Source organism: Pseudobutyrivibrio sp. 49 (genome assembly GCF_900100545.1).
GTDB lineage: Bacteria > Bacillota > Clostridia > Lachnospirales > Lachnospiraceae > Pseudobutyrivibrio.
This window is the reverse complement of the sequence record NZ_FNDP01000028.1, coordinates 1-24,441: the sequence shown is the minus strand read 5'-3', so window position 1 is coordinate 24,441 and position 24,441 is coordinate 1. Positions and strand designations below refer to the sequence as shown.

The following is a 24,441-nucleotide window of genomic DNA, read 5'->3' as shown; positions in this document are numbered from 1 at the left end:
TCATGTGTTTCAACCACCCAATGTTTCTTTCTTTTATCACTTTCACGTATAAGTTGATCCATTTCCTCAAGTGTCTCTTCAATAAAAATACGGCCCAGTTTCCTTACCTCACTTTCAACATTTAGTATAAACTCAGCTAAATCTTTTGGGTTTTGATATAACTCTTTTTGTATTTCTAAAAATCTTTGAATGCACACTTCTCCAAAATACTGTATACTCTTTTGCATAAAAGAACATCCTCCCTTGATAAAGTTTTTTTCGCAAACCATAACCTTATCACAAGAAGGATGTTCTTTTTGTATTTATTCTATTTTTTCCGACTAAAAGTTTACTCTAGCTGATAAAAAAGCCCGCAAATGCGAGCTTAAGTAAATTTTGTATTTTATATATTATGTGTCAATCGACAATTAATTCTTTGATTTATATTAATACCTTCCATAACGCTCTCTACCGAGATCACGCTGAAAGGTATTAACAAGCAACAGAATCAAATAATCCCAGCTTCTCGCAGGCATTGTAAATTCCATCTTTATCAACGTCGGAAGTCACATAGTCTGCAAGCTTCTTCAATTCAGGAATAGCATTTCCCATGGCAACCTTTGTCCAATCATCTGTAAACATTGAAATATCATTGCCAGAATCACCAAAAACAACAGCATCACTATAATCAGCATTAAAATAATCCATAACCTTTTTTATGCCTACAGACTTGTAGCTTGGCTCAATAAACAAATAACTTTCATGAAATCTACAACAAGGAAGATTTTCCAGTGCTTTGAGATTTTTCTCATCTTCTACTCTGCAGGCTACATATGCTTTATATATATGTTCATAATCTTCAGGATTCAATCCATTAATTATCTTTTGTTCCATATACGTATCCTTTGCGATTTCATTAAAGCGCTCATCGGGAACATATCTTACAGCTGAATTTTCAGGTTGAATTCCCCATGGATATCCTTTCTCCTGACATTCTCTTATTAAAGTAACAACGTTTTCTTTTGGAAGTGGCTTGATTCCTAATAGAGTTTTGTTAATGGTAATACCATAACCTCCATCACTTACCATATTTTCAAAACCTAATTCATTCATTATATCAACTGCAAGAGCCTGAGCTCTGCCTGTTGCAATACACAGAAAATGACCAGCCTTCTTAAGATTTTGCAGCGCTGTAACAGTTGAGTCTGGAATATAGAAATTTTCATATCCTCCTGCAGCCAGTGTGCCATCGATATCAAAAAACAAATACTTTTTCTTACACATTGCTATCTCCTAACAGTATTTTATATTTTCGATTGCAAAAAGATAATAGCACATATATTAACATGATATAACGTTCGATGTTGTTTGATTTGTGGAGTTTTGTGGTATAATTATGTTTAATATAACATTTTATCATCTGAAGGAGCATTCTATGAAACAGATAAATGAAAATAATGGAATAAGCCGCCGTGAATCTATCTACGAATTGTTAAAAGAACAGACTACTGTAAATGTAAAGGATTTATCACAAAAATTTGGTGTGTCTGATATGACTATCAGAAGAGACTTACATATAATGGAAGAACAGGGAATACTTATTACTCATTATGGAGGTGCTACTATCAGGCATCCAAGCTCAGTTATACACACTTTTGACATGCGAAAAGAAAGCTTTTTCGAAGCTAAAGCCGCAATTGCCCGCCGCGCTGTAGAATTTATCAAAGAAAACGATGTAATTTATCTAGATCCAAGTACCACAGTATTGCTTATGACTAGATATCTTCCACCTTTGCATCACACCGTTGTAACAAGCTCATTGGCTGTAATGCATGAGTGTTCTCACAATCCATATGTCACATTATACATAGCTCCTGGTAAATATCAGGACTCAAACGGCGGTCCTATGGATATGGATACTATGACATATCTTTCAAATTTTCATTTTAATTCTGCATTTCTAGGAACAGGCTTTATAGATACAGATTATGGTGTGACCAGCACAGAAATGGATTGTTCAATAAAACAGGTAGTTATGAGAAATTCTGAGCAAAATATTCTTCTTGTTGACCACTCAAAATTCGGGCAACATACCATGAAAAAGTTCGGAGATATCAAAGACTTTAATACTATTATCACAGACTCTGATATCTCCGATGAGGATCAATATAATATATTAAAAGAAAAGGTAAATCTAAACATAACACAATTTTAAGCTGTTTACTGATAGATTCTTCTGTTTGGAACAGACTAATCATAAGGTCATTTTGCGCTTTGCCAATAATCGGATCAAAATGTTCACGAACAATCTCTGTTGCCATGTGAGACATTTTAGAAATGCCCTTAAAATCATTAGTAAAGAGTTCTATAAATTTCATTTATTCTACCAATCCTTTACTTCAGAAGCATTAAATACAAGTTTAGCATCTATAGATTCCGCGCCATTAACATAATGGCTGAAGTTTCTCAGCTGTTTTGCCAATCCTGCTTCCTCCAGAAGTTGCAAAGGCCATGACTTTCTTGCCTGTCCAATTGTACCCATGGCAGAATGTATTTACAACATATCCCCCCCCCAGAAATTTTTAGAACAATCCCAAGAATTTCTTTTTATAGGGCTCTGAACTTACTGATTGTACTGTGTATCCCGTTTCTCCAATAGCAGCTACAAGCATATTCTCGTCAGGTATTTGTTCTGTAATAAATGAGCTTTCTCCATTAGAGTGATTAGTACTTCCTCTATTTCTTTAATCTCCATGTTTATTATATCGCCAATAGTTAGTTTTGTCTAACCCATATTTCTATAAAAAGAGCTTCTTAATAGAAGCCCTTAGTGCCTTTAATTCCTCCTATTTTGCATATCGTTTCTTAAAAAATTCAACTAGCAACAAATACACTCTTCCAACGATAATTAAGAAAACTAAAAGAGCTAGAATCCACCAAACTGTACCCATAAATGGAAGCTCATTTGTAAATCCTATGGCGCCAGCCTTACTTCCCCAGTTCAGGAAGAAATAAGGGTAATTAATGCCTTCAGCAAACTGCCATCCCTGCACATATCCTATTCCTGCATAAATTGCATAGAGAATTGGTGGAATGATTACGTAGAAAACATTTTTCTTTTTGATGTCAAATACATCACTAAGTACAAAGGAATGTACCCAAAAGTGCAGATACTATCACAACTGCTTTTAAAATAAAGCTGGCTGTTCTTCTTGTTGCTGATAAATTACTCATAAAAATAACCTCTTAACTATTACCAATTGTGCGCAATTGAATTGTATCTCACTAGTTGTAAAAGTCAAGCGGTATTTATTTTTAAATTTTTTCCTTCAACGTCAAGAAATGCATGTGATGATATACCAGTAAATACTAAAACACCATCTTGTCTGTTTCATAATATTGTACAGTATGATTGTATGCCATATTGATTCTCCCTCTACATACCTAAATAAGAAATAATTAACCTTTTCTGCACTGAAAAATAGCAATACTCTCAACATTAGATACGGTTACATCATGGTATAACTTCTTTAGTCTCTGTTCTAGAGATGTAATTGTATCAAAAGGTTTAGTGAAGAACCCACTTTTTATATAAAATCGGTTAATCATCTTATCAGTGTGTGTGTTTGAGCCTTCAACATAAAAACATCCTGTAAAAATGCCTCCTGGTTTTAAGACTCTATACGTTTCCCTAAAAGCAGCTTCTTTATCTGGAAAAGCATGGAATCCATTTAGAGAAACCACAGCATCAAATGTATTGTCTTCAAAAGGGAGATTACCCACATCACCTTGTAAGAACGAAATGTTTTTTATTCCCATTTCATCAGCTCGTTGTGAGGCTGATGCCATCATGTTTTCGGAATAATCTAGGCAAGTTATATCGGCATTGGGTAGTGTTTTCCATATTGGCATTGAAAGTACCCCAGTTCCTACAGGTACTTCTAGCAGTTTGCCGTTGAAATCTGCTGGTATCATTTCAAAAGCTCTAGCCTGATATTCCAAAGCGTCTTCTCGGTCCATATTCCATACAAGCTTTGTTACAAACCTACCTATTAACGTGCTACAGGTCATCATTCCATCATAAAAACTATGTGCTTTCCCCAAACTTTTATAAGCACTTTTTATTTCTGTTTTTCTATCTGCCATAGATTCCCCCTGTTAGTTAAATATTCAACCCTAGAAAAGATTGAATTTTACAAATATTTTTATTATTTCCCTAGATGTTGACATGTGCGTATTTGAATGATAATATTTATTTCGTTGCGCGAGACATCACGCATATGCGGAAGTGTCGGAACTGGCAGACGAGCAAGACTAAGGATCTTGTGCTCATTGCGAGCGTGCGGGTTCAAGTCCCGCCTTCCGCATGATTAAGATGATGAGTTTTCATCATCTTTTTTTATGCCATTTTTTATGTCATCGCAATTAGGGCAATCCCCTTTAATTGATTACTATTAATTCCTTTTGTCTCCACTTACATTATATCCCTTTGATACTCATATATAGTTAAATATTATCTGCAATAAATTGGGCGATTTTTCGATTTAGTCTACTTTCTATATTATATAGATTCATTAATGGCTTTTCAAAAATCGAACAAAAAAATTTAATAATTTGTTCGGTTTACAAATGCGCTCCTCGGGTATATTATATACACACAAATGTTCGAGAATATATGTTCTGTTTTAAAAGGAGGTCGCCTATGAATTACAAAATTATAGCCGTAGATTTTGATGGTACTTTATGCTACAGCAACTGGCCTGCACTTGGCGAACCAAATAGGCCTCTTATTGATTATCTAATTAAGGAGCAAGCTGCCGGTAACAAGCTAATACTATGGACTTGCAGAGCAGGACAGGCTTTAAATGATGCTTTGCAATGGTGTAATGAGCAAGGCCTTACTTTTGATGCAATCAATGATAACCTTCCAGAGATAGTGGAGCTCTATGGTAATAATTCTAGAAAGATTACATGTGATATTTATATAGACGATAGGAATGTTTCTTTGGAGGCTTTTGCTATATAATATCTACATGACTAATCATACTTTTGGGGAGGAAAAGAAATGTCCAGATTTGTGGTATTTGATGTTGAAACGCCTAATAGATATAACAATCGTATGAGCGCTATAGGTATCAGTGTCATTGAAGATAACCAAATTGTTGAAGAGTTCTTTTCTTTGGTTAACCCAGAAGCTCGCTTCGATTCTTTCAATATTCAATTAACCGGTATCAATGAAGAAAAAGTGGCAGATGCGCCGACCTTCCCAGAATTATGGGAACAGATTGAACCAATTATGAGCAGTGGAATGCTGGTCGCTCATAATGCTTCTTTTGATATGAATGTTTTAAAGAAATGCTTGCATGACTATGACATTGAATGGAAGCCATATGCTAGATATGTTTGCACTGTCCTTATGGGCAGGCAATTACTTCCAGGCATCAGTCATAAGCTTAATGATTTATGTGATTATTACGGAATATGCTTGAATCACCACCAAGCAGACAGTGATAGTCACGCCTGTGCAGAAATACTTTTACGATACTTCCAAGATGGTGGTGATATTAAAGGTACAATTAGAACTTGCTCATTTAATAAATAACCAACAGATATAGGGATTGATAATGTAATGCGCTCTTCCACTTCTTTAATGTGATTACAACTTAATTATTTATGCTGAAAGCTCCAAAAAGTTAACCCTATACAAAAAGTTCTTGATTATTTCCTCATAACGCTCTGCATCTGCAAGGATGTTACGTGTATGATCTGCACCTTCAAATATGTGCATTTCAGTAAAACCTTTAGTTGCATTTCCTAATTCTCTAGTATCATTTACAGGTACAACGCAGTCGCTGTCGCCCTGAATGAAACATATTGGAACCATGTTACCGCCAAGGCTGTCTTTTGTAAAAATCTTTTTATAAGAAAATCCAAACATAAGCTTGAAAAATATTACAGCTGGATCAAAAAGTACAGGCGATACATGTGCTACCTGCTGAGCAAGCTTGCAAAGAAGAGAATAAAGTGAATTGTAACAGCTGTCAGCAACAACAAAAGAGATATTTGGATGATACTTAAGAGCTGTAAGGGCAGTTACACCTCCAAGACACTCACCGTGTACACCAATTATAATATCATCTCCAAAACGGTTAACAGTATCATTTATTACACTGAGAAGATCCTTACTTTCCTTTATTCCCCACGTTGATGGCGACTTTTTGTTATCACCATGTCCACGAAGATCAAACAGAACACCGTTATATCCCATTTTTCTGAATATGTTAAAGTATTTGATTCCACCAATCCTACAGTAAGTTGATGAATGAATCAGGATAACAAATTTTTTGGATGGAACCTCTGCAGGAATATAGGTTGTATGAAGTTCATATCCATCAAAAGATTTTATTATGTATTCTTCACTTTCCCATTTCTTATAGCCATCAAGAAAATGTCTGCGATTCTCTTTCTGATATGCCTTTTGGGGATCAATGCAATTAACTATTCCCATTGATCTTGCAAGTATCGCACAGATTGAAAGATATAAAACTAATAAGATTGTTATTAAAATTGCCATATTACGTTCTTTTCCTCTAAATTAATAAAAAATATTTCTACGCACAGAAAAAGAATTCTATCATGAAATTTTCAAAATACAACACCAAAATAATCCACCCGTCGCACAAAAAAGTGCCTCCCTTTCGAGAGGCGCATGCTTTGGAGTGTAGTCTTCCAAATGGAAGGCGCTAAACTCATGTATATGTTGAAACACCAAATGTGAAAATTGACATTGCCATTACTAATGTTAATACAGATGCTAAAATTTTCTTTACCATAAACCCACCTCCAAAAGCATTTGCTTTTTCTAACTTGAAATGGATTCTAGCAACCAATTGCAAAGATTCAACAATGGGTGTATATTATTTGTATCGAACAAATTTTCGTTTTAAAGGATGGGAACCATGGAAAAGAACCGAACCTACATAGCAATTGATCTCAAATCCTTCTATGCTTCCTGCGAGCTTCATGACAGGGAGCTCAATCCACTTACAACAAATCTTGTAGTAGCTGATCCTTCTCGAACAGAAAAAACCATCTGCCTTGCAGTAAGTCCATCACTAAAAGCGTATGGAATTTCCGGCAGAGCCAGATTGTTTGAGGTAATTCAAAGGGTAAAAGAGGTAAATACACAGCGCTTAAACGATGCCATCAAATTAGGATGTCTTCCTAAAGATCCCACTACCGGAAAATATCAGTTTACTGGTTCATCTTCTGATGCCATCGAATTAGAGAATAATCCCTCTTTAGAACTTTCATACATTGTCGCTCCACCTAGAATGAAGCGATATGAGGAAATCTCTACAAAGATTTTTTCTATCTATCTACGCTACGTATCAGACGAAGATATCCACGTATATTCTATTGACGAATGCTTTATTGATGTAACCGGATATTTAAATATATATTCCTGCAGTGCTTATAAACTTGCAATGAAAATGATACATGATGTCTTTATAGAAACAGGTATCACTGCCACCGCAGGCATTGGCACCAATATGTACCTTGCCAAAATCGCTATGGATATCGTGGCAAAGCACGTACCTGCAGATGACCATGGCGTTAGAATTGCAGAGCTTAATGAAAAAACATATCGTGAACTTCTATGGTGTCATCGACCTTTGACAGACTTTTGGCGCGTAGGTGCAGGCATTACTAAACGACTTGCCAAGCTTGGAATATACACCATGGGTGATATTGCCAAAATGAGCGTAGTTAATGAAGACTTACTATACCGCGAACTTGGTATAAATGCAGAGCTTCTTATTGATCATGCTTGGGGCTGGGAGCCTACAGAGATTTCTACTATTAAAAGCTACAAGCCTCAAACAAACAGCATTTCCAGCGGTCAAGTCCTTATGGAACCATATCCTGCCGATAAAGCCAGATTGATTGTAAAAGAAATGACAGAGCTTCTGGTCTTAGACCTTGTTAGAAAAAATCTGGTCACGAAAAAGATAGAGCTAACAATTGGCTATGATAGAGAAAGCCTCGAATATAACCATAAGGGTAAAAGTATTAATGATTCCACCTTCATCATTGCTGGAACCAAGAAAAGATACTCCGGAAAGGTCACTACAGATCACTTTGGTCGACCTCTACCTTATCATGCCCATGGAACGGGTAACCTTGATAGATGGACTAGCTCAACATCTCGCATAATGGATGTCATGGTAGACCTTTATGATGAAATAATAAATCCAGATCTTTTGATTAGGAGAATCAACGTAGTAGCTTGTAATCTGATTCCTGCTACGGAAATCCCTGATGATGCGCCTTTCCAAATGGATTTATTTACAGATTATGCTGCATTGGAAAAAGAAAAAGAAGTGGAAATTGCAGCTGACGAAAAGGAAAGAAAGCTTCAGGAGGCAACGCTTGCCATTCATGATAAATTTGGCAAAAATGCCGTTTTAAAAGGTATGAACCTTCAGGATGGTGCCATGACAATGAAACGAAATAAACAAGTTGGTGGCCACTCTTCGGGTGAATAGTCAGGAGGAACCGATTTGAATAAAAAAACAAAAAAAAGAGAGCCCGAGGCTCGAAGAATATATGGAGATATAATAGATATGCCACATCACCAGTCAAAGACTCATCCACACATGAGTCTTTATGACAGGGCAGCCCAGTTTGCGCCTTTTGCAGCGCTTACCGGCTATGAAGATATGATAAATGAAGAAATCAATCAAACAAATAGACCATAGCTAATCCGATGCGCCCATGTCTTACTAGCACTACAGCTGAATTTTTAATTCCTTACAAAGTGCTTCAAATCTTTTTTGTTCCTTTTCCTTTACAGGTTTTGACAAATCCTTAAAACAATGATCAATAACATCCGCATCCTTTAATATCTCATCCATCGGTGAATCCACCACTAATTTATCGTCATGATGATAGATAGCTGAACATATTGCATCTGTTTCTTCCATTGTTGTAAGATCTAGCTTCTCCAGGATGTTTCTTGCCATCCCCGCACCTTGATGAGCATGATCTTCATAAGTACCATTTTTATAAGCATACAAATCATGAAGCATACCTGCCATGGCCGACAGCTCTGAATCTATCCCCCTTCTCTTCGCAAGTATAGTAGCTACAAGCGATACTCCATAAAGATGTGCGGTAGCACTTATCTTCTTTTCTTCATCCTGCAACAAGCTTAACTCAGCGTCAACATAGGAACGCAGTTCCTTTAATCTACTCATAACTCTTTCCCCCTGTTATGAATATTTACGACACACTAATAACTATATGTTGATTATATATAATACTCATTTTAACTTCAACACTCTTTATTTCAAAGAAAGGTGACAAAGAGAAAAATAAATGAGATATTTTGTAAAATATAGTTGACATTTTGTCATTAAGGTATTATTATACAATTATCAGCTGACAAGAAACATTTTAACAAAACAAAATTTATGAATTAGGCAAAGTCCTAATAGATGGAGGGTAATATGGACGCAAGAAGTTTAGGAGCAACAGTTGGAGCAGTTTTAGTTTTTTTAGCAATATTCGCATCTTTTTTATTTGCAAGTAAATACAAATCAAAGTCAGAGCATTACGATGAACGACAAATGGCAGTCAGAGGAAAAGGCTATCAGTACTCAACAATGACTATGCTCATCATGCTTTTCCTTTACGGTGGATTATATGGATTCCTTAAAGATATTGTTTCACCACAGTTTGCAGTATTCACTATCGGTTTTATAGGCGTTGTTGTTTACTCAATCTATTGCATTATCAACGATGCCTATTTACAGGTAGGTCAGAATCCAAAAAAATGGATCTTTATAATTATCTTTGTAATTGCTGCTAACCTCTACTGTGCTTTACATTCATCTGAAAGAGGTTTAACAGCCGATGGATTTGCTACTGGCGTAGCGCTTAACATCTTGATTGTAGTAAGCTTTGCTGCAGTTCTTGTCACTATGTTAATTAAATCTGCACTGGACAAGAGAGGTGATTCAAATGAAGAATCTTAAAATGAAGGCGGCTCGAGCTGGCAAAGATCTGTCCCAACAGCAATTGGCTGAAATTTGCCAAGTATCTCGTCAAACAATAAATGCTATCGAAAAAGGAGATTATAATCCAACTATCAGCCTATGTATCGCTATTTGCAAAGCTTTAGATTCAACTTTAAATGATTTGTTTTGGGAATAAATGTATTTCGAAACAAAAAACAAGGGAAGCAATCAATTGACTGCTTCCCTTATATTTTTATTATTATGACTCTAAAAATGCGGAAAAAATATCAACTCCCGCTGCCATTTTTTTCAATTGCGTGAGATTATCACGCATATATTTTTCCAATTGCTGAATCTCAATATCAGCAAATCCCTGATTCCTAATAATTTTGCACTTTGGAATAGAACCTTCAGCCTCTCTAACGCCGTCAGAAAATGTAACAAACGCATACTTCTCTCCATTCTCATTCTGACAGACAGCCGAAACGTTCATATCAAGCTCTCCCTTGTTATTGTTTTTCTCAATAGCCTCCAGAGCTTTTCTTATATCTGAATTATTAGTATCAAAATTTTCCCCCATATTTTGACCTCATAAGCATTATTAACATAATGCGAATTCAATATGTGTTCTATTATCAACAAATGGAACAACTACATCTTTAGTTGCTTCTTTATACTCTTCATTTGATTTTAAATTCTTCAGAGCTTCCTCATTTTCAAAAACGATTTCAACGAAAATATCTGCATTTGATGTTGTAAGGCAGTCCGCATAAACATCCAAACTACGCATGCCATCAATCTGTCCATTTAATGCTTCAAGTCTGGTCTTCATATTACTCTTTATTGTCTCCAGATTTGGTCCAAAGCATTTGTCCTGAAGGCTCATTACTATAACTTGCTTAACCATTGGTACTACTCTCTTCCTAAAATTAAACTAACGAATAGTTTACCACTAACCTTTCATTTTACGCAATTAGTAAAATGTTAGATTTATCTATCAATTAAGCAGTTTTTTTGTGCCAATTATTTACGTCTAAAACTCATCTACTACCTTAAGATCGGCCCTAGCCATAATCAAATAACCATGTTCATTATCAAACACTTCTATTATATTTCCGTTGTCATGCTTAACTTTATAATTTTTATTGTTGCAAACATTCTTTACAACGACTCCGTCAGCCCATTTATCATAGCTTTTTGCTTTTGATTGTATCTTAGTAGGCATAGGCATGGGTTCTGTTTTTGACTCGGATTTTGATTCTGTTTGTGAAGAACTAGTAGGTTCTTGTAAATCAAATAATGATAGTTGTTTGTATTCAGGTTCTTCTTTTTGCTTGCGCTTAGCCCGGTCCTTCTCTTCAACACTATCCGTCTCTGCATCATAAGTCAAAGTAACAGTCCTGTCATCAAGTTCAAGCTTAAGTTCACCTTCATCAAAGGAATTCTTTATGATTTTGGCACCTGTATAGTAATCATTGTAATATCCATTAATAGCATTATATGCCTTTTGCTTAATTAGATATTCCTCCTTAGAGTCAGCACCCTGACGCATTTGGAATTCCTCGATTACCTTTCCCTGATTATCGCATGATAAACTAATCTCTCTAGTTTTCGTCTGAAGACTAATAGATGGCTCACTTCCCCCAAGGTTGTCCTCAAGAACTTCAAACTCTTCTGGAAAGGCATCCATGTAGTTCGCTATTCTACTTCTTTTTGCTGTTGCTCCTAACCCCTTATTCATCCCGCTTCTCCTTTTATTACAAACTCATATTCATACCATTCGCCTGCAACCTTCTGAAAGCCTAGTGATTGGGCCATGCGTAAACTCTGTGTATTAAATGAATAAATCTTGGCTTTTACCTTCTCCATTCCCTTTTCTCTTGCAAGTTCAATCATATTTGCAATACATTGTCTTCCAATATGTTGGTTCTGATACTCCTTGCATATTACTATTGCCAGTTCGCCGTTATCGCAAAGAGATACATCTCCAACCAATGTTCCATCATAATTTATATAATAACAGTTTCCATGGGCATCAAGATAATCATACATAGCATGTAGTCTATTAAGGTCATATACACAATCAATATTATCTACTTGCTTACATACATCTGGATCCTGATACCAATGTAGCGATACTTCATCGTTCCTGTAATATGGAACTAAAGATATATTTTCATCTATTATTCTTGTATGACATTCTGCCATGGTATTTCTAAGATAACGAATAACCTCAACTGGATATTCGCCAGCTGCTGTTTCACCGGTAACCATTAAAGATTTTGCCCCATCCAATGCTGCATTATAAATATCACTTACTTCTGCTCTTGTAGGAACTTTACTATGTTCCATCGATGAGAGCATCTGAGTTACGACCATAAACGGCTTCTTATAGTTATTACAAATATGCGAAATCTGTTTTTGTATTCTTGGTAGCTCCCATAGTGACATACAATTTCCCAAATCACCACGAGCAATTACTATTTCATCACATGCATCCATAAAAGATTCAAGCGACTTTACGCCATCCATATTTTCAATCTTAGCGTATATCTTAATATTCTTACCACCGCAGTTTTCAAGTGTGTACCTAACATCCATTAAGTCATCTCGACTTCGTACAAAAGGCTGCATCACTCCAGTTATCCCTAACTCTTGGGCAATACTAATATTTTCAATATCCTTTTCAGTCATTGCAGGCATGTTGATTGTTGTACCAACCAGCAATATGCTCTTTTTTGAAGATAAGACGCCCCCTCTTTTTACAACAGCAACCGCATAGTTATCTGTTACTTCTTTAACATTAACCAGAATCTTTCCATCATCTAACAGAATATCCATTCCATTTTTAATGCTTTCCAGGATTATTGGTTCAATAGGGATTCCTCCGCTTCCAAGTTTGACATCCTGTCCTTCATTTAAGGATATAGGCTTTTTTATTTCGCCTATTCTAAGCTCTGGTCCCTGCATGTCTATCAGTATCTTTGCATCAATACCAACTTTTGCTGCAGCTCTTTTGATTGTCTCAATCTGCTCCTTACAGTCTCTTAACATAACATGAGATAAATTTATTCTTATGCCTGTCATTCCCTCACGAAACATGGCCTCTAAGATTTTTTCATCTGAACAACTAGGCCCCAGCGTCCCAAATACATCTATCATTGTTACTTACCCCTAATCTTTTCCCCCTCATTTTTACTAATAATATCACAATTAGTAGGTAATTTTATGAAATCGGAGTAGCGAGACTTGAACTCGCGACTTCCGCGTCCCGAACGCGGCGCTCTACCAACTGAGCCACACCCCGAATTATTACATACGAGTATTATCTCACTTTGATGATTCGTAATCTACTGTTTTATTTGACGGCCTTTATAAAAGTGTGTATTATTACGTTGATTGTGTATTGATTTCTGATAATTCGACAAATCTTATCTTTGTATCTAACAGCTGACTTTATCTCCTTCAGCAAAAATATAAGAGCGACAGAAAGATTTCATCTGTCGCTCTTATTTATTTAACTTATTTAATTATTTTTATTAAACATGGCCTTTTCGAGCTCAGCCATATCTACGTCTCTTTGACTAAAATTTGTAAATCCAGGCTTGCCCTTTTGTTGGCTAGACTGAGTAGTTGTCTTAGGTGATGTTCCCTGTTCAATCATTCTACAGAAATAACCAACCTTATCGTCAATTGGTTCCATTGTAGTATTGTCAAGTCGCTGTTTAAATGCAGGAATAATCTGCATCATATAATAAGCATCTTTATTATTTCGCTTTGCGCAATTATAAATTCTGGAAATCTCCTCATCGTTAAACTCAATTTGTGAAGCTGTAAAGAACATTTTTAGCTGATCAACCATCGGATCATTTACTTTTTCTTCTATAACTTCAACAACTTTAGCATCAATGTAGTTCTTCTCTGCTATATCAAATCTATAACCTACATGTTTTCCATCAACATATCTTGCTTCATATGTAAATGTAAAATCACATTCATCAACAGAATTAATGCTTTCCATCGCAGGACGTAAAACTCTTCGCTCGATTTCCGCTTTCTTATATGCTTCAGGTATCGAAAACTGATGCTTTAACTCCTCTACTGACAAATCAAAGATACCAGGTGTAGCTGTAGGATATTCCTTATATCTCTTCATATTTTCCAGATACCAATATAAAGCTATAGTATACTTACCCTGCAACTGAGTTGTTACTTCTAATTTTCCGTATGCACCATGCACCAACTGTGAACATAATGCAAGATCTTTGAAGAAATCAGAAGGTGCAAATTCTATATAAGAATTGTTCTTATCCTTCTTATTATGATATCTAAGGATGTTGAACCATGGTACAATTATATCGTCTTCCCCATCTGGTCCTAATTCTTCAAAGGTCAATAGTCTTTCCTTTAATTTATCCGTACCTTTTTTAAATGTATTATAAATTGTGTTGGAATTCTTATATCTAGAATACTTTACAAAACTTGATGGCTCTATTCTATAAGTTGTATTCTCTGGAAAAGAGGACATCGCGCCAAGAATCGCATCAAAAACAACATTTTCATCAGCTGTAAATTCCATCTTACAATGCATAATTAACGCATCTGTACGATAGGCAATACCGATTCCACCCTTTTTCAAAGGATGTTTGTTATCTTGAAGCGCCAACAACTTAAGAAGTGTCTCATGAGAGTTATCATTAAATGTAGCAACAAGATTATCTATAGATATAGCTTCCTTAATAAATTGTTTAATCTTAGCTTCATCCTCTGAAATAACAGCCAGCCCTGTTTCAGAATCTATCACTTCAATATCTGTATCATCTGTATCAATAACTCTTCCATGACTTGTGCCAACCATTTGATGTTCTATTTGACCAAGATTGCTAGCCAAAGGAAATTCGCCATCGATAAACTTTCCAGTTACTGGATCGACTTCTCTATATTCTCCGTTTTCGTCTCGTTTTCTTATTGCCATTTTACTCTCCCTAATTGTTGTGGCATGTTTTTCATTTGCCACGTCACAATTATACTTAATATTGGAACCTCAGGCAATAACTTTTATTTCTACTCATCAATTTGTCAGCTCATGGCAACTCATTATTCTGCCACTTTTACTCATCAATTTGCCATCACATATGGCATCTCTAGTATCTTCTCGCAACAAATGCCCAATTTAAGCCATTTATAGCATGTGGCATTTTGATGAATAAAATAACAATATCCACTCATCAATCTGCCACATCTACTCATTAATTTGCCATATTCATTCATTTTATTTACTCATCATTTTGCCATAAGTGGCAGCGCATTAATTTGCCACTCTTTTATAATTCCAATTAAAAACAGCGAATTTACGCTAATTATGCACTCATCATTTTGCCATCTAGAACTTATTTTACATGTTTTTTTCTTCTCATCAATTTGTCATATTATGGCATGCGCTTTGTTTGCCACAAATAACTCATCAATCTGCCATTTGCTCATTAATTTGCCACCCTTTTCTAATCAATATGTCCAGCATTTCTCATTAATCTGCCATTATTTACTCGTTTTTTTGCCATCACAAAAGTCCTACATGTCTTGATTTTAAAGGATTTTTTCAACATCTCCTATACATTCTATACATTACTTTACATTTACTATACTCTTTCTCGACAGATAAAAAAAATAGGAAACCCTAAATTGGATTTCCTACATTCTATTCCTATGCATTTCTTTTTCTTGAAAGAGCATATAAGATAAATTTTCCTTGTTTAAGTGGAATCTCACTTGCTGTATCTGCAATTGCAATTGAAAGATCTTCTGGAATCAAAACATTTCTTCTTTCGTTATTTGCTTTTAACTTTAAAAAAGTTTCAGCAAGCTCTTCATCCACATTTCCTTTTTTTACTTCTTCAATTTCATCAGCCATTACTTCACCAAAGATATCTTGTATTGGTTTTTTCTGAGCAGCGGCCTGCTTTATTAAAAACTTATTATCTTCTGCGGTAAGCATTATACTCTTTGATATTTTATTACCTGTATATTTAGCAAGGTTCTCAGAGATAGCTGGTTTTGTCATTCTTGACGATTTTGACGAAATAGTAGAAACTGACGGAATTGGTTTTTCTACCTTTTCTGCTTTTTCTATAGTTTCTGTCGAATCTGTCTTTTCTGGTGATTCTACATTTTCTGTAGTTTTTGAAGTCTCAATTTTTTCTGGAGCCTGTTCGATCTTTTCATCCTGAATTTTTTCTTCCTTAGTTTCAGGTACTGGTTCTACTACTGGCTCTTCTTTTGTTATTTTAATAACGGGTTCAATTATTGGCTCAACTTTAGGTTCTTCTACTTCAACTTTAGTGACAGCTGGAGCTGGTGTTTCTTCAATAATTTGCTTTTTAATAGGGGTACTTTTAGTAACGGCTGGTTTAACAGCAACAGGTTCTTCGTTTAAAACGGCTTCTGTGCCACGATTTTTGGCATTTCCGGCGTTTGCTTTACGAAGCAGATCTCTTTTACTCATATTATGCATCCTCCCCTATTTTTTCGAGCATTTGCTCAACAATTGCATAAATTTCTCTACCTGTCTTTGATGATTTTTCTGTTCTACATACTGCTGTGTGAAGTGTTTTGGCTTCTGAAACTCTGATAGCAGAGCTTACAGTTGCTATAAATGGATTATTATCCTTTTCCTCACTGGATTGCTCTAATGTCTCTAGTGCCATCTGTCCAAGCGCTGTTTGCTTGTTATATTCGTTTAAAACGTATCCTATGAGTTTAGCGTGGCTTTTCTTATTTCTTCCGTTTGTGAGTCGATTTAGCTCGTTTTCAGTGGTTACAACGGCATCTAATGAGCTCTCATCTACTCTTGTAGGAATTACAATGTAATCTGCTGCTATATAAAGCATTTCCTGAAGGATATTTCTTGATGGTGCTGGATCTATAAATACATAGTCGTATGTATCCTTCGCAAAATCTAATACATCAGCCAGGAGATATTCATCTTCTTCGGCTCTGTCAAAAATGTTATCTGCTCTCGCAAGTTTTGGTGAAGCAATAATAATGTCGAATAAATCGTTATGCTGCACTGCATCCATGATGGGAACATCGCCTTGGAGGACATCCAAAATGCTTGGAGCTTCTGTATCTGCACCACAATTCTTTGAAATTGAGAGCTGCTGATCTAAATCTATAACTAAAACTTTATCTTTTCCATACATATTACCGAATACTGTTGCGGCTTCTAAAGTAAGGCTGGACTTGCCACAGCCGCCTTTTGCTGTAATAAATGCGAATACTTTCATCGTTAATTTTCTCCTTTTTAATACAGTATTTATTATATTCATTTTTTATATTCAAAGCAACTAAAATATTATAAGAATTAATTATATTTTTATTCTTTTTAACATTTACAATATCTTTTACACTTTTGACATTTTAATTTCCTTTAATACTTTCAATATCTTATACATTTAAAATGTCATATATCTCTTTAATCTTTACAATCCTTAAAACATCTATAGTGCTATTGGCATCAAAAACATAAGAGACATTTGTTTGAATAACAACATCATAGATATCTTTAATTTAAAAAACATTTACAATAAACAAGACATTATAGACACATATAATACTATAATCATCATAAATGCTCAAGATATCTATAACATCTATAGCACCCTAAACATACAAGATGTTAAAAATATCAACAACATCTATAATGACAAAAACAAAAAAAATATAGAAATTGATAAATGAGACGAATGTATCTAAAATGACGAAATGCTTTAGAATGAAAAAGGTGTATAAAATGACGAAAGTGACGACGGAGCGGTAGTTGGGAGAAAAATGCCCCAGATGGCAGATTGATGAGTAGATAATAAACAGAATATTCACACACTAAACACAATTGCGTAACAAATGAATAGAACCTTGCAAGAATCAAAATGGCGTGCAGGAGTCTAAAAAGGCCCAATTTACAACAAAAAGAAGCTGCTGGGTAGAATAAAAGCAAATTACAATATAAAAGAATGATTATGAAGATCTCCAGAACAGGATATTGGGAAGTTGATACGTATAATCACGAAAATTTTTATAAATAAAAATCATAATAACAAGTTGATAAAAGAATCAACAAGGATAAAAACATGACAAATTGCACATGCTTATATAATAAATAATCATATCATTATAGAAATAAAAAATACGTGAAAAAAGCAGGGAATTTATGGGTTAAACAACATACAAATAGTAAATTAATAGATATAAATTAGAAGCAGAACGAATTGATTCAAGAATCAACAAACCAAAAAAGGATATAAAAAATAGTTCTTCACCTAGAATTCACATAGAAAACAAATCACGAACAATTTAGAAATGTAATATGTACATATCGCAAGAGCGATAGAAAACTTTTTCATATATCATTCTCCCTGGGAAAGGCTGCTGGCGGGCAGTCTTTCCTTATGTAATAAATCAATGTAATAAAAAAATTAATATGATAAAATTTCAAATATCGATTCGCGAGTTAATGTTTGGAGTGTAAAAAATTTGATGCAATATTTCTAGATATTGCAATGCCGGAATTTGATGGACTGAATTTGGGGATGTGGCTAAGTGAAAAGTGCTCAGAAACATATATTGTGTATGTTTCAAGCAGAAATGAGCTTGTGTACAGGACGTTCAGAACACGTCCTTTTTCTTTCCTCAGAAAAAGTCATCTGGACAAGGAACTATCTGATATAGTAGGAGATCTATGCAAACAGCTGCAGAAAGATACATTAGAGGATGATTATTTTGAAATTAAGCTTGATAATAATGAGATATTTAGATTTCATGCATCAAACATTTTCTATATAGAAGTTATAGGTAAAAATTGTCATGTAGTAGGAACACAGGGAATACATGTCACAAAGTGAAGGCTTTCATCCTATATAGATATACTCCAAGACTATGGATTTATCCAAATATATAAGAGTTACCTTGTGAATTATAAATACATATTTCAAATAAGGGCCAACGAAGTAGTAATGGACGACGGAACAATCTTACCCCTTAGTAAGTATCGTGTGAAAGAAGTAAAAGAGAAATTTATAGTATTCTTGCTAAAACACTTACAGCATATATGCCTATTGAGGGACATATGGTATACCTTGCTGCAATCATAGTAGAGATCATTATGGTAATATACATTTATGACTTAAAATTTGATGATGAATGCATCTTGAATGTTAGAGAGTCAGGTGACTTGTCGATAACATGTTTACTCATGTTTTTTGTCACTGTGTCAGAGATGACAGTAGTTATGCAGGATTTCCGTCACAATATGGTGATGGGCGACAGGGATGGTGAATTATCACACTTTTTATAATGATTGAGATAGTTATATACACAATGATCTCGTTTTTGTCGAAAAATACTCTAAGAAGATGTACATTACTATGGTAGAAGAGAAAAAAATCCATTCGGAAGAACTAAAAGAGCTTCATAAACTAAATCATGAACTCAGGAACAAGGTGTTCTACATGAAAGAGATGCTGGATTCAAAGAATTATGACAAGCTTGAAGGAAAGACAAAAGAGACAGTTGGATATGATGTAACATTCACTATTACTAACTCAGGTGATGTTAAGGGCTCTGATGTAGCACAGATTTATCTAGGCGCTCCAGTAAGCAGAGATGGCATCGACGAGGGTGTTCAGTTTGTTAAGTATCAGCTCGCTGGTTTCCAGAGAGTAGAAGATCTTGAGCCAGGTGAGAGCAGAGAGGTTACAATTCACGTAAGTGAGCGTACAATTTATGTAGCAGAGGCAGAGGATGAACTGGTTCTCAGCGAGACTGTAAATATTAGTACAGAAAGTGAGCCTGAGCCAACACCTACACCAGAGGCAACACAAACTCCAACACCTGCAGAAGCACACAAACAGCAGGTAGAGAAGGTTGTTAAGACAGTACAGTATGTAGTTAAGCAGGTATGTTGCTTAATCAAGACTGTTTGCGATTATATGAAAGGTTTGTGGGGTTAATATTTAAATAAATTGATGGTTTCCTGTATTTTTGCAGGAGACCATCTTTTTTTATAAAATTTTTTATTTTGCTATTAATTAATATTTAAATGTGTCGATATAAGATATGAAGACTAGGCATATGGATGTGAGAAGGTCTTTATATGACAACGATAATAATACAAGGAGGTATAGATTATGGTTGGTATTGGCGGATTGGGTAACACATTAAACCGGTATGGTTCAATTGTTAAGAGAGCCCAGAAAAACGAAAAAACTCAGGATGCTAAAGAAACAAGTAAGGCTCCTGAAACGAAAATTAATGACAGTGAGAGCAAGTTATCTGCAAAGGCACAGGAATATCTGAAGAAGCTTCGCGAGAAATATAAGGACTACGATTTTATTATTGCTAATGAAGATGATGATAAAGATGGCTTAGCAAGTGCTAGTGATAAAGAGTATTCTGTTATGATTTCCAGCGATGAAATCGAAAAAATGGTAAATGATGAGGAATATTCTAATAAGATACTTGGCCAGATGGAGTCAGCTATAGACTCATCAAAGAAGCTTAGCGATGAATTTGGTTATATTAAGCAGATGACAATAGATATATTAGGGGATGGCAATATTAAATTCCTTGCAGAATTGGTTTCTGGTAAGAAGATAGAAGCTGAATCTGAGGATGACATGAGAAGTCAGCTTAATGAAATTGATTGGGAAAAATTTGCGGCGGAAGTTGGTAATTCTGGAACAAAAATAGATTATTCTGTATAGCATTACAATTAGGTGACCTATGAGAATATCTGAAATCACGACGGCTAACAAACCATATATTCGCATAGTTAAGGGTAAGAAGAAGATAGATATTCCGATTACCCCTAAGTTAGTTGCGCTTCCGATGGGAAAAAGCAATTATCGTGATTGTGGTTATGTGGGGTGCGAAAATATCAGAGTCAACTTCAAAGGAAAAGTCGTAAAGATTAATTGGACTTTTAACCATAATAAAATGACATTGTTCTGCTCTAGCGGTCACAAGGCGTATAGTTGGAGTAATGTAAAGGTTGCAACGTTCACAGATGCCCGTGGTAAGAAACAGAATTTAATAGTGTGCAAGCGAGCGTTTGGGGATGAGACTGAACGCAGAAGATACAAGAGATACCCACTTGTAAAATATATCGTTATTTCACAGGGAGATAATATGTATGAAGCTACCACCGCAGATATGTCTTTCGGTGGTCTTGGTATTCTTTCCAAAAGGAGGATTAATATCATTCCTAGTGAACCAATAAATGTTGATTTTGGGGATGTAAAAATCAGAGCTCGTTTAGTACGAACTGTTTTCAAGGAAGATGGCAGCGAATTGTTTGGGTGCTCGGTTTCAAAGGTTTATAAGTACGAAATGGCCAAGTTAATAACTCATGATGAGGCTGAAGCAAACAGAGCAAAAGAAGAAGCTGCCAAAGCCAAGAAAATAGCCAAAGAGACTGATTCTGGATGGAATGAAGGTAGAATTTCTAGATGGCATTAGATTAACGCAATAGTCAATATCGTCAAAAAAGTTATAAAAGTCAAAATATATAAGGAGGCGGTTCGTAATCCGCCTCCTATTATTTTGTTTATTGATTCTTTTCTTCAGAAATTTCACCAGCAAGCAGATAAATCAATGGTGAATTCCAATAGATTGTAATTTCATTCGTTGAGTAACTCTGTGAGTTATCTGCGTAGCATTTAGCGCTAGGAGTATCCTTTAATACGTTTTGCACATATGGATCATCCAGGCCACTGTTTGGTCCACCCACAATCATTCCAGGAACAGTCTTTTCGGTGGCTTGGGAAGGTCTGTGATGTGGATGTTCAGGTGATAATGTTCCAAATCCTGTCAGGAAACAATATCCAGTTGCATTGTTTCCGAAAAGATAACTTAGCTGTTTATCCACAGTTACCTTGTTATCCCCAAGTATTGTCTTCATCATAAGAAGATATTCACCATTGTTGGCAATAGTAAGATTGCTGCCCCAAGGATAACTTCCTATTATAGAAGAACCATATCCGTACGTATTTGAGTTATTAATTATTTCATCAGCCATTTTCTTGGCTTCGGTCTTTATATTCGAAGTAGAAGTAGCTCCTTTTGATGAAAGATATGCATAGCCGCCATATCCAGCTACACCTTGCCATCCTAAAGAATAGCCATTTGATGGGATTTCTTTTAGCATAGCATCTTCATATGTTTTTTCGCCAGTAGTCTTAAACAACTCTGCATAAGCCCAAAAACGCTCATCAACATCGCAGGTATCTTCATACTCACCTGTAGAAATATCGTCTGGATTCCTATATCCAGTAGTATCTCGTTGAGTTTTATTTAAGTAATCAGCAGCTTTTTTGGCAGCAGCGAGACATTTATCAGCATAAGCTTTATCTGTTTTTGCATATACGCGGGATGCAATAGCCATAACACCTGCAAAATCACCAGTAGCTGTGGTAGAGACAGGCATGATAACAAGCTCCTCAGTTTCATCCTGTGGCATCACTTCTCCAGGGAAATTGCGAGCGGTCACTTTATGGTATACACCGCCATCAGAACGCTGCATTTTAAACAACCAGTCCAATTCGCATTTTGCTTCGTCTAAGACATCGGCAATACCATTTCCGCTTTCAGGAATACCTACATCATCGCCAAATACTTTTGGATATTTTTCATAGGCAAGAAGAATATCAGCTGCGGCGGTTGCACCTGCCACAGAATAACGGCCATAATCACCTGCATCGTGCCAGCCACCTGATACGTCAAATTTCTTGGAAGTATCTTCATATAATACCGCCTTTTCAGTATGACATGCAGGGTGAGCAAAATCTCCTGCTAAATCGTCGGTAAGCTCCTGACCACATCGCTGATAGTAAAGCATTTTTATGGTAGCTTTTAAAGCGTCATCGTAAACAGATTTTGAAATCTTAAATGAAGGCGATACAGCATCTCCTGCTTCTATATGATATGTACCTCCTTCTTTAATAGAAGAGAAGTCAAAAACCGCCTCCTTTTCTCCAGAATCAGGGTCATCCTTTCCACCGCCTATTTTTGCTTCGAATACAGACTTTCCAGTTTTCTCATCTATCAGTTTTGCAGTCTGCTTTAATCCTGAACCTTTTATTGTTGCAGTCTTTAATGCAGATGGAAGATAGCCGATTTGATTGACAGCTATGTCTGGGATTTCAATTTGACCACTTCCGGAAACTTTTCCGGAGGCATCTTCTAAAGTAAGCGAGAATTCATCGAAGTAAATATGATGTTCACTCATGCCAGCATCCATACCCTCAATGATACCCATATTGAAACAAAATCTTGGCGCAGGGTCAGATGTTTCTTCCATATTAAATGTGTATTCATAATGACTCTTCTCTGTACTAAGATTTATTTCCTCTTCATAATATGCATGATAGTCACCGCCGTTGATTTGGAATCGCATTTGAACAGGACGTTCTACATCAGAATAGCCATCAAAAGCTATCTTATACTGACAGCCTTCATCTAAAGCAAAGCCGTCGTGATATAATTGAACACCATAGTCTACAGAACCAAGTTTCTTGATATCCACATCAAGAGCGCCATCGCTATTTACTGAGATTTCACAATCACCATCGAAACAATAGGTGAACCATTGGTCTGTTCCATTACTAAAGTCAGCATTATCCAAAAGATTAATGCCAAGAGCTACAGCTTCTGTTTCATTGGATGTCGTAGGAACATCCTCTTCAATGATAGCTTGCTCTTCAGAAGTTTCTTCGGTAGGTTTAGTTGGCTCTTTTTCCCCACAACCAACTGTACCTATAGCCATAATGACTACCATTGACATAGCAAATAGTGGTTTTAACGTACGTGTTTTCATAGCATTACCCCCATTATTTAATTTACACAATCCTCATACTGTATAGAATACCACATATATATGGGATATCCTAAGATTATTTTGAAATAACAAGAGTAGAAAATGTTAATTGAGTAAACTATTAACACAATTCCAACAATACCATGATTTTAGAAGAATAGATTTACTTTAAAAAAATATAAAAAATCCGTTGACACCAGGCAATTAGGATGATACTATAATCGAGCGCTGAGGGACAGCAAGTCACACAGCACAAACGAAGATTGATAACTGAACAGTGAAACAAACCTTGAATTAATACATTTTCAAAATGAAACATGTATCCTTGAAATTCATTTAGTTTCTAAGACGAAACAAAAACCTTTATTAAAGGGTGAGGATTTTCAAAACTTGATTTTGAAAATCATTGCCTAGTAAGAATCTCTGATTCTTACATATCAAGTAAACAAGTCAGTTTTATACTGATTCGGAATTAAACTTTTAAACATGAGAGTTTGATCCTGGCTCAGGATGAACGCTGGCGGCGTGCTTAACACATGCAAGTCGAACGAAGCAGTTTATCACGATCCCTTC

The 24,441-nt window shown here is 35.6% G+C and carries 26 protein-coding genes, 2 tRNA genes, 1 rRNA gene and 1 pseudogene; 15 read left to right on the top strand and 15 right to left on the bottom strand.

Annotated elements, in window-relative coordinates; genetic code table 11:
• Positions 1 to 227: pseudogene (locus BLP54_RS14810) on the bottom strand (UPF0236 family protein); the annotation flags it as partial.
• Between the two features lie 244 nt (positions 228 to 471).
• Complete coding sequence (locus BLP54_RS14805) at positions 472 to 1,263, bottom strand: HAD-IIB family hydrolase (RefSeq protein WP_090171196.1); 792 nt, start codon at positions 1,261 to 1,263, stop codon at positions 472 to 474.
• Between the two features lie 151 nt (positions 1,264 to 1,414).
• On the opposite strand from BLP54_RS14805, the gene BLP54_RS14800 reads away from it, so the two are divergent.
• Positions 1,415 to 2,194: a DeoR/GlpR family DNA-binding transcription regulator gene (locus BLP54_RS14800; protein ID WP_176754595.1), complete on the top strand. Its 780-nt coding sequence runs from the start codon at positions 1,415 to 1,417 to the stop codon at positions 2,192 to 2,194.
• A gap of 631 nt (positions 2,195 to 2,825) precedes the next feature.
• Here the strand turns inward: BLP54_RS14800 and BLP54_RS14790 are convergent.
• Positions 2,826 to 3,032 carry a hypothetical protein gene (locus BLP54_RS14790; RefSeq protein WP_090171190.1) on the bottom strand — a complete coding sequence of 69 codons (207 nt, stop codon included), beginning with the start codon at positions 3,030 to 3,032 and terminating at the stop codon, positions 2,826 to 2,828.
• 406 nt (positions 3,033 to 3,438) lie between these two features.
• Entirely contained in the window at positions 3,439 to 4,125 is a 687-nt protein-coding gene (locus tag BLP54_RS14785; RefSeq protein WP_090171187.1) for a class I SAM-dependent methyltransferase, read from the bottom strand.
• 136 nt (positions 4,126 to 4,261) lie between these two features.
• Between BLP54_RS14785 and BLP54_RS14780 the strand changes: the two genes are divergently transcribed.
• The 3 genes from BLP54_RS14780 (at position 4,262) to BLP54_RS14770 (ending at position 5,581) form a co-directional block, all read left to right on the top strand.
• A tRNA-Leu gene (locus BLP54_RS14780) sits at positions 4,262 to 4,346 on the top strand.
• A gap of 335 nt (positions 4,347 to 4,681) precedes the next feature.
• Complete coding sequence (locus BLP54_RS14775) at positions 4,682 to 5,005, top strand: HAD family hydrolase (RefSeq protein ID WP_090171184.1); 324 nt, start codon at positions 4,682 to 4,684, stop codon at positions 5,003 to 5,005.
• Between the two features lie 39 nt (positions 5,006 to 5,044).
• Positions 5,045 to 5,581, top strand: a complete 537-nt coding sequence (locus BLP54_RS14770; RefSeq protein WP_090171180.1) for a 3'-5' exonuclease — start codon at positions 5,045 to 5,047, stop codon at positions 5,579 to 5,581.
• A gap of 69 nt (positions 5,582 to 5,650) precedes the next feature.
• On the opposite strand, the gene BLP54_RS14765 is transcribed toward BLP54_RS14770, so the two are convergent.
• On the bottom strand, positions 5,651 to 6,553 hold the full coding sequence (locus tag BLP54_RS14765; protein WP_090171178.1) for an alpha/beta hydrolase: 903 nt from the start codon (positions 6,551 to 6,553) through the stop codon (positions 5,651 to 5,653).
• Positions 6,554 to 6,938: 385 nt separating this feature from the next.
• On the opposite strand from BLP54_RS14765, the gene BLP54_RS14760 reads away from it, so the two are divergent.
• A complete protein-coding gene (locus BLP54_RS14760; RefSeq protein WP_090171175.1) occupies positions 6,939 to 8,528 on the top strand; it encodes a Y-family DNA polymerase in 1,590 nt (529 codons plus the stop codon).
• Positions 8,529 to 8,543: 15 nt separating this feature from the next.
• Positions 8,544 to 8,741, top strand: a complete 198-nt coding sequence (locus BLP54_RS14755) for a hypothetical protein (RefSeq protein WP_090171172.1) — start codon at positions 8,544 to 8,546, stop codon at positions 8,739 to 8,741.
• A gap of 30 nt (positions 8,742 to 8,771) precedes the next feature.
• On the opposite strand, the gene BLP54_RS14750 is transcribed toward BLP54_RS14755, so the two are convergent.
• A complete protein-coding gene (locus BLP54_RS14750) occupies positions 8,772 to 9,239 on the bottom strand; it encodes an HD domain-containing protein (protein WP_090171169.1) in 468 nt (155 codons plus the stop codon).
• Between the two features lie 252 nt (positions 9,240 to 9,491).
• On the opposite strand from BLP54_RS14750, the gene BLP54_RS14745 reads away from it, so the two are divergent.
• Complete coding sequence (locus tag BLP54_RS14745; protein ID WP_090171167.1) at positions 9,492 to 10,019, top strand: hypothetical protein; 528 nt, start codon at positions 9,492 to 9,494, stop codon at positions 10,017 to 10,019.
• The gene (locus BLP54_RS14740; protein WP_090171164.1) at positions 10,006 to 10,197 is read left to right on the top strand and encodes a helix-turn-helix transcriptional regulator; all 192 of its coding nucleotides are present in this window, start codon (positions 10,006 to 10,008) and stop codon (positions 10,195 to 10,197) included. The genes BLP54_RS14745 and BLP54_RS14740 overlap by 14 nt, the downstream gene beginning before the upstream one ends.
• 63 nt (positions 10,198 to 10,260) lie before the next feature.
• On the opposite strand, the gene BLP54_RS14735 is transcribed toward BLP54_RS14740, so the two are convergent.
• The 8 genes from BLP54_RS14735 to BLP54_RS14700 form a co-directional block, all read right to left on the bottom strand.
• Entirely contained in the window at positions 10,261 to 10,581 is a 321-nt protein-coding gene (locus tag BLP54_RS14735) for a hypothetical protein (protein WP_090171161.1), read from the bottom strand.
• Between the two features lie 21 nt (positions 10,582 to 10,602).
• A complete protein-coding gene (locus BLP54_RS14730) occupies positions 10,603 to 10,908 on the bottom strand; it encodes a Dabb family protein (protein ID WP_090171158.1) in 306 nt (101 codons plus the stop codon).
• Between the two features lie 126 nt (positions 10,909 to 11,034).
• The gene (locus BLP54_RS14725) at positions 11,035 to 11,742 is read right to left on the bottom strand and encodes a hypothetical protein (protein ID WP_090171155.1); all 708 of its coding nucleotides are present in this window, start codon (positions 11,740 to 11,742) and stop codon (positions 11,035 to 11,037) included.
• Entirely contained in the window at positions 11,739 to 13,163 is a 1,425-nt protein-coding gene (gene pyk, locus BLP54_RS14720) for a pyruvate kinase (RefSeq protein WP_090171152.1), read from the bottom strand. Before pyk ends, BLP54_RS14725 begins: the two co-directional genes overlap by 4 nt.
• 72 nt (positions 13,164 to 13,235) lie before the next feature.
• Positions 13,236 to 13,308: transfer RNA gene (locus tag BLP54_RS14715), tRNA-Pro, on the bottom strand.
• A 219-nt stretch (positions 13,309 to 13,527) separates the two neighbouring features.
• Positions 13,528 to 14,976: a replication initiation protein gene (locus tag BLP54_RS14710; protein WP_090171150.1), complete on the bottom strand. Its 1,449-nt coding sequence runs from the start codon at positions 14,974 to 14,976 to the stop codon at positions 13,528 to 13,530.
• Positions 14,977 to 15,705: 729 nt separating this feature from the next.
• A complete protein-coding gene (locus BLP54_RS14705) occupies positions 15,706 to 16,503 on the bottom strand; it encodes a hypothetical protein (protein WP_090171147.1) in 798 nt (265 codons plus the stop codon).
• A 1-nt stretch (position 16,504) separates the two neighbouring features.
• A complete protein-coding gene (locus BLP54_RS14700; RefSeq protein ID WP_176754594.1) occupies positions 16,505 to 17,284 on the bottom strand; it encodes a ParA family protein in 780 nt (259 codons plus the stop codon).
• A 1,230-nt stretch (positions 17,285 to 18,514) separates the two neighbouring features.
• Between BLP54_RS14700 and BLP54_RS14690 the strand changes: the two genes are divergently transcribed.
• From BLP54_RS14690 to BLP54_RS14665, 6 genes are all read left to right on the top strand, one after another.
• A complete protein-coding gene (locus BLP54_RS14690; protein ID WP_090171136.1) occupies positions 18,515 to 18,898 on the top strand; it encodes a response regulator in 384 nt (127 codons plus the stop codon).
• A 15-nt stretch (positions 18,899 to 18,913) separates the two neighbouring features.
• Entirely contained in the window at positions 18,914 to 19,147 is a 234-nt protein-coding gene (locus BLP54_RS16420; RefSeq protein ID WP_090171131.1) for a LytTR family transcriptional regulator DNA-binding domain-containing protein, read from the top strand.
• Positions 19,123 to 19,350 carry a hypothetical protein gene (locus BLP54_RS14680; RefSeq protein WP_090171128.1) on the top strand — a complete coding sequence of 76 codons (228 nt, stop codon included), beginning with the start codon at positions 19,123 to 19,125 and terminating at the stop codon, positions 19,348 to 19,350. The genes BLP54_RS16420 and BLP54_RS14680 overlap by 25 nt, the downstream gene beginning before the upstream one ends.
• A gap of 70 nt (positions 19,351 to 19,420) precedes the next feature.
• Positions 19,421 to 20,005 carry a fibronectin type III-like domain-contianing protein gene (locus tag BLP54_RS14675; protein ID WP_176754593.1) on the top strand — a complete coding sequence of 195 codons (585 nt, stop codon included), beginning with the start codon at positions 19,421 to 19,423 and terminating at the stop codon, positions 20,003 to 20,005.
• 177 nt (positions 20,006 to 20,182) lie between these two features.
• On the top strand, positions 20,183 to 20,758 hold the full coding sequence (locus tag BLP54_RS14670; protein WP_090171122.1) for a DUF6033 family protein: 576 nt from the start codon (positions 20,183 to 20,185) through the stop codon (positions 20,756 to 20,758).
• A gap of 19 nt (positions 20,759 to 20,777) precedes the next feature.
• Positions 20,778 to 21,512: a PilZ domain-containing protein gene (locus BLP54_RS14665; RefSeq protein WP_090171119.1), complete on the top strand. Its 735-nt coding sequence runs from the start codon at positions 20,778 to 20,780 to the stop codon at positions 21,510 to 21,512.
• 88 nt (positions 21,513 to 21,600) lie between these two features.
• Here the strand turns inward: BLP54_RS14665 and BLP54_RS14660 are convergent, their stop codons facing one another.
• Positions 21,601 to 23,868 (bottom strand): glycoside hydrolase family 9 protein, encoded by a 2,268-nt coding sequence (locus BLP54_RS14660; RefSeq protein ID WP_090171116.1) that lies wholly within the window; start codon positions 23,866 to 23,868, stop codon positions 21,601 to 21,603.
• Between the two features lie 482 nt (positions 23,869 to 24,350).
• Between BLP54_RS14660 and BLP54_RS14655 the strand changes: the two genes are divergently transcribed.
• Positions 24,351 to 24,441, top strand: a 16S ribosomal RNA gene (locus BLP54_RS14655); the annotation flags it as partial.

Coding starts and splice junctions, on each gene's coding strand:
- BLP54_RS14750 (WP_090171169.1), bottom strand. CDS start 9,239: ATGAGTAGATTAAAGGAACTGCGTTCCTATGTTGACGCTGAGTTAAGC.
- BLP54_RS14665 (WP_090171119.1), top strand. CDS start 20,778: ATGAGAATATCTGAAATCACGACGGCTAACAAACCATATATTCGCATA.
- BLP54_RS14800 (WP_176754595.1), top strand. CDS start 1,415: ATGAAACAGATAAATGAAAATAATGGAATAAGCCGCCGTGAATCTATC.
- BLP54_RS14670 (WP_090171122.1), top strand. CDS start 20,183: ATGGTTGGTATTGGCGGATTGGGTAACACATTAAACCGGTATGGTTCA.
- BLP54_RS14740 (WP_090171164.1), top strand. CDS start 10,006: ATGAAGAATCTTAAAATGAAGGCGGCTCGAGCTGGCAAAGATCTGTCC.
- BLP54_RS14805 (WP_090171196.1), bottom strand. CDS start 1,263: ATGTGTAAGAAAAAGTATTTGTTTTTTGATATCGATGGCACACTGGCT.
- BLP54_RS14765 (WP_090171178.1), bottom strand. CDS start 6,553: ATGGCAATTTTAATAACAATCTTATTAGTTTTATATCTTTCAATCTGT.
- BLP54_RS14680 (WP_090171128.1), top strand. CDS start 19,123: ATGGTATACCTTGCTGCAATCATAGTAGAGATCATTATGGTAATATAC.
- BLP54_RS14770 (WP_090171180.1), top strand. CDS start 5,045: ATGTCCAGATTTGTGGTATTTGATGTTGAAACGCCTAATAGATATAAC.
- pyk (WP_090171152.1), bottom strand. CDS start 13,163: ATGATAGATGTATTTGGGACGCTGGGGCCTAGTTGTTCAGATGAAAAA.
- BLP54_RS14735 (WP_090171161.1), bottom strand. CDS start 10,581: ATGGGGGAAAATTTTGATACTAATAATTCAGATATAAGAAAAGCTCTG.
- BLP54_RS14660 (WP_090171116.1), bottom strand. CDS start 23,868: ATGAAAACACGTACGTTAAAACCACTATTTGCTATGTCAATGGTAGTC.
- BLP54_RS14760 (WP_090171175.1), top strand. CDS start 6,939: ATGGAAAAGAACCGAACCTACATAGCAATTGATCTCAAATCCTTCTAT.
- BLP54_RS14700 (WP_176754594.1), bottom strand. CDS start 17,284: ATGAAAGTATTCGCATTTATTACAGCAAAAGGCGGCTGTGGCAAGTCC.
- BLP54_RS14775 (WP_090171184.1), top strand. CDS start 4,682: ATGAATTACAAAATTATAGCCGTAGATTTTGATGGTACTTTATGCTAC.
- BLP54_RS14675 (WP_176754593.1), top strand. CDS start 19,421: ATGGTAGAAGAGAAAAAAATCCATTCGGAAGAACTAAAAGAGCTTCAT.
- BLP54_RS14730 (WP_090171158.1), bottom strand. CDS start 10,908: ATGGTTAAGCAAGTTATAGTAATGAGCCTTCAGGACAAATGCTTTGGA.
- BLP54_RS14710 (WP_090171150.1), bottom strand. CDS start 14,976: ATGGCAATAAGAAAACGAGACGAAAACGGAGAATATAGAGAAGTCGAT.
- BLP54_RS14725 (WP_090171155.1), bottom strand. CDS start 11,742: ATGAATAAGGGGTTAGGAGCAACAGCAAAAAGAAGTAGAATAGCGAAC.
- BLP54_RS14745 (WP_090171167.1), top strand. CDS start 9,492: ATGGACGCAAGAAGTTTAGGAGCAACAGTTGGAGCAGTTTTAGTTTTT.
- BLP54_RS14705 (WP_090171147.1), bottom strand. CDS start 16,503: ATGAGTAAAAGAGATCTGCTTCGTAAAGCAAACGCCGGAAATGCCAAA.
- BLP54_RS14785 (WP_090171187.1), bottom strand. CDS start 4,125: ATGGCAGATAGAAAAACAGAAATAAAAAGTGCTTATAAAAGTTTGGGG.